This is a genomic window from Halorubrum sp. C191 (assembly GCF_002727095.1).
Taxonomy (GTDB): domain Archaea; phylum Halobacteriota; class Halobacteria; order Halobacteriales; family Haloferacaceae; genus Halorubrum; species Halorubrum ezzemoulense.
In genome coordinates, this window is sequence record NZ_NHNZ01000045.1 from 1 (window position 1) to 3,195 (window position 3,195).

The 3,195-nt window shown below is 60.2% G+C and carries 5 protein-coding genes; 4 read left to right on the forward strand and 1 reads right to left on the reverse strand.

The window, feature by feature from the left end; translation table 11 throughout:
* Positions 1 to 78: 78 nt before the first annotated feature.
* Both Z052_RS03485 and Z052_RS03490 read left to right on the forward strand, forming a co-directional pair.
* A complete protein-coding gene (locus Z052_RS03485; RefSeq protein ID WP_099288819.1) occupies positions 79 to 933 on the forward strand; it encodes a site-specific integrase in 855 nt (284 codons plus the stop codon).
* Positions 934 to 1,094: 161 nt separating this feature from the next.
* Positions 1,095 to 1,601, forward strand: a complete 507-nt coding sequence (locus Z052_RS03490; protein WP_099288823.1) for a metal-dependent hydrolase — start codon at positions 1,095 to 1,097, stop codon at positions 1,599 to 1,601.
* A 124-nt stretch (positions 1,602 to 1,725) separates the two neighbouring features.
* Here Z052_RS03490 and Z052_RS19685 read toward each other — a convergent pair whose 3' ends face one another.
* Complete coding sequence (locus Z052_RS19685; protein ID WP_144049996.1) at positions 1,726 to 2,145, reverse strand: hypothetical protein; 420 nt, start codon at positions 2,143 to 2,145, stop codon at positions 1,726 to 1,728.
* A gap of 100 nt (positions 2,146 to 2,245) precedes the next feature.
* Here Z052_RS19685 and Z052_RS19690 point away from each other — a divergent pair, with 100 nt between their 5' ends.
* Positions 2,246 to 2,521, forward strand: a complete 276-nt coding sequence (locus tag Z052_RS19690) for a hypothetical protein (RefSeq protein ID WP_144049997.1) — start codon at positions 2,246 to 2,248, stop codon at positions 2,519 to 2,521.
* Between the two features lie 226 nt (positions 2,522 to 2,747).
* Complete coding sequence (locus Z052_RS03505) at positions 2,748 to 3,050, forward strand: type II toxin-antitoxin system HicB family antitoxin (RefSeq protein ID WP_099288822.1); 303 nt, start codon at positions 2,748 to 2,750, stop codon at positions 3,048 to 3,050.
* Positions 3,051 to 3,195: the final 145 nt, after the last annotated feature.

The window sequence follows — 3,195 nt, forward strand, 5'->3', positions numbered from 1 at the left end:
GATGTGATCGACTGAGGTTATACCGCTCACCATGCTCCGAATTCAACTGTCGCCAGATGCCGAGGAGATTGATCAGCCATGAGTTCGGCACTTGTAAGACACGCCTCCGCCGACGCCCCCAGCCGGGATGAGTTCAAGCGACTACTCCGAGCGGCCGGGCTCGCCGACACTCCCGGCCGCCGGGTGGAGGACAGATTCATCTGCCACGCCAGCGGGCGGCTCACTCTCCGGTCGGGTGAATTGATACATTTCCATGAGGGGTGGGTCGACCGCGACAGGAAGATCATCAAAATCCCCGGGCTCGATGACTGCTCGTGTCGGTACTGTCGCGAGCGCGTCCAAGAACTCGCCGAGACACACGACGACGTCGACGCCGAGAACGCGCTCGAGGTGTACTGGCAGCCGAAATATGAGGCCAGCATCCGCGCGATCCCCTACGGCTACTCCGAGCGCAGTATCGAGATCGTCGAGACGTTCGTCGACGAGGTCGGCCACCTCGACGTCGCTCAGTCGACGATCAATCGCCGGGTGAACACGCTCCAGGAACGCGCCAGCCTAGATCGGCTCTACCCGCATGCGCTCCGAGCCGCTGCGGCGTTCTACTGGGCCGAGCAGGGGATGGAAGCTCACTACCTCCAAGCACTGATGGGATGGGAGGATATGCGGGTCGCGGTCGCCTACATCCAGGCCACCGGCAACCAACTCGCCGACCGGATCAACCAGCTCGCCAGCACCGACACCGAGGAGGACCACACCGTGACGGATGCGGCCGAACTCCCCGATCCGACAGCGGCCGTATACGACGCCACCGATGGGACGAATCCGCGGTCCGGCCCCGAACCGGAGTACCTCCACGACGACGAGGAGAGCCAGCACCCCCCGACGATCGAAGAGACACAGAGCAGCACGCTCGATGACTTCGCTTCGGCGTAAAAGCCGAGGTGCTTGATGTCGACGGTGTTTTTTGTGTATCGAACTCCGTCATCATCGCCCCTTGCTATTTTACAGAGGAGCAGTTCTCACAAGCGTCAGGAGCTCGAAACACTCGGGGTGTCGAAGGGCTGTTGCCGCTGGCGCTCCTCGCCTCAGACACGATGTACCGACCAGGTCACTACGGCGCCTCGCTCGTCGCGTACGCGCCGGTCGGGTTCGTAGCGATCGCCCTCGGCGGCGTCGAGCTCGCCCTCGCCGGCGGCGCCGTCGCCGTCGCCGGTGCCATGGTCCCCGACTGGGATCAGCGCGTGCCGTTCGTGCGCCACCGCGGACCGACACACACCGTGTGGTTCACGCTCCTCGTCGGCGGCGTCCTCGCCGTCGCGGGCGCTCTCCTCGGCAGCGCTGCCGGCTTCGCCGGCGCCGTCGTGCTCGGTGCGTTCGGGTTTGTCGTCGGTGCCACGATCGTCGTCGGCCACCTCCTAGCGGACGTGCTCACACCGATGGGTATCCGCCCGTTCGGGCCGCTCCGAGACGACACGTACACGCTCGACGTCGCGAAGGCGGCGAACCCGATCGCGAACTACGCGCTCCTCGCGCTCGGCGCCGCCGCCTCGGTGGTCGCAGTCGGTGCTGGGGGTGCCGTTGCGGGTGTGCTTGGATTGTGACCAGGCCGCTGGGTTTGTCTTAACCATCATATTGGATACCGAGGTCCACCAAGTCTTCGTGAACTACGTGGCTCCCACTGACCTCTAGTCGAACCAGTTGTTGCGGCAGGGGGTGTAGGCGATTTCAATCATCGTCGAGGTGTACCTCTAGGAGGTCGTCGAGGTAGGCGGTTCGCTTCCAGTATAGCTGGTAGCCGAGCGCACCGACGTCGGCGAGCTCGTCAGGGACGCGGTCGGAGACACCGTTCTCGTACTCGTGCTTGAGGAGGGCCTGCGCGAGTTCCCCGATCTCCTTGACCGTCGCGAGGGCGACCGGCGTGCCGCCGCCGAGGACCGTGCTAGAGTAGTAGTCGGTCTTCCCCTCGGTCATCGCCACCAAGAAGTATCCCATCAGCTCGTCGGGGTCTTCGAGGGCGTCGCGAGCAACGTCGACGTGGTCCGGGAAGTCTTCGTTCGTGTCGGCACCGTACGCGAGGGTGAAAGCTGTCTCGGAGCTTTCTGATAGTGGATTGGACTCATTCAAACAGCAGTGGATTGGTACCACTCTCTATCTCCACTACCTGTCAAACGAAACACCGGATGACGTCATGGTGGATTTTATTCCGACGTTGCGTCGTGAGATCTCGAACGACGAGATCATTGCCGTGATTGAACAGCTCTTAGCAGAGGAGATTCATCCGACCCAGTGGCTGAATTTCAGGCAGACCATGGACCCGATTGAGGTCCCTCAGACTGGATATCAATACACACTTGATATCGATACAGATGAGTCATTCAAGGACTGGCTCAGTCATCGGCAGGATGTCTTGACAGCCAGTATGGGAGGTGGATTTATTGACCAGTCCGGATTCGCGGAGAGGCTTCAGGAAGAAATCCAATCAACTGACCAAGATCCAGTTGAGGACGAAGATTCAGCATAAGTCGATCATCCCCTCTGTTTCAAGAATCTGCTATGAGTGCGGGACAGTGACGAGAATGGGCATAGTAGCCAGTATATTCTGGCTAATCTGTTTCAGATAGACCTCCTGCGAACGTGACTGACATCAACTACAGGGTACGCATATGTCTCGGTTGTTGAGTCGATTCTGTACGGAATGCCGCTCAACGGCCGAATGCTTATCACGCCGCTCAGGTAACACGGTGATAATGAGCACCGAAACGAGTACGAACGACGACGTCCGGAGTGGGCGAACGATTACGCTCACTCAGGCGGACGACGGCTGGTGGGTCGCCCGTGACGAGGCGACTGGTGTCGCAAGCCAGGGTGAGACGCGGCAAGATGCCCTCGACAATCTTGACGAGGCAGTCGCACTTCACAAGGGAGAAACTGGTGACTCGGTTGACAATTGGGAGGAGGAAAAAGAAGTGCTTGAGGAACTTGGTATCGATCCTGATGAAGTCCAGCAGGCTCGCGACGAGAACGATGGCCTCCCCGAGTTCATGCAGTAAGTCGGATGGGAGCGCCTGAGTTTTCTGGACGCGATGTCGTCAAAGCACTCTCGAAAAATCGTTTTGCCATCGTTGATCGGACCGGCAGCCACGTCAAGCTTCGATACGAGCACCCGACGAACGACGATGATGTCCGTGTCGTCTC

Excerpts from the sequence above, each read along its gene's own strand:
- Z052_RS03485 (WP_099288819.1), top strand. The coding sequence starts at position 79 with ATGAGTTCGGCACTTGTAAGACACGCCTCCGCCGACGCCCCCAGCCGG.
- Z052_RS03490 (WP_099288823.1), top strand. The coding sequence starts at position 1,095 with ATGTACCGACCAGGTCACTACGGCGCCTCGCTCGTCGCGTACGCGCCG.
- Z052_RS03505 (WP_099288822.1), top strand. The coding sequence starts at position 2,748 with ATGAGCACCGAAACGAGTACGAACGACGACGTCCGGAGTGGGCGAACG.